Source organism: Rhodococcus sp. APC 3903 (genome assembly GCF_030407755.1).
Classification (GTDB): domain Bacteria; phylum Actinomycetota; class Actinomycetes; order Mycobacteriales; family Mycobacteriaceae; genus Rhodococcus_F; species Rhodococcus_F erythropolis.
Window position 1 is genome coordinate 1 of record NZ_JASDCV010000104.1, and the last position, 538, is coordinate 538.

Below are 538 nucleotides of genomic sequence, written 5' to 3' on the forward strand. Positions count from 1 at the left end.
AGATTTCGCCGACGTTCGTCATGACCGACGATCAGGTCGCGGAGATGGCAGCAGGAATCCTCGCAGCCCTCGGCTAGGTACCTCGTTTTCCGTTGACAGACATCGTGTTACGGAATCATTAAGCCGAAGAAAATGTTTGGGCCCTTCGCGGAGCGGTCCTCATTTCGGTCGAAACTGTCTCCAGCACTGACGATGACCCCTGCCCGCGTCATCTGCCACCATTGTTGCCAATCTCGGCGAGTGGGTTCTGGCAGATTGTCATCACGTCCAAATCTGATTGCTGCATTAGCGTTTCACTCCAGACACGGTGTTTGTGAGCTGGGGCACAAAGCATTTCGAACACCTTCCTCCTTCGCGAAAGGTCTCGTCATGCCGATCTGGACGTTGCACGGAGACGGAAAGAACATCGGACCCGGTGAAGTGGTCGCTCCCGGCGAGCGACTCAGTTGGGGAAGAACCATCGGGTTGGGTGGCCAGCATGTCGTGTCGATGTTCGGCGCGACGTTCGTCTTCCCGATCATCATGGGGCTCAATCCTC

General features: G+C 56.3%; 1 pseudogene. It reads left to right on the forward strand.

Annotated elements, in window-relative coordinates:
• Positions 1-369: 369 nt before the first annotated feature.
• A pseudogene (locus QMA15_RS32725) lies at positions 370-538 on the forward strand (nitrate reductase); the annotation flags it as partial.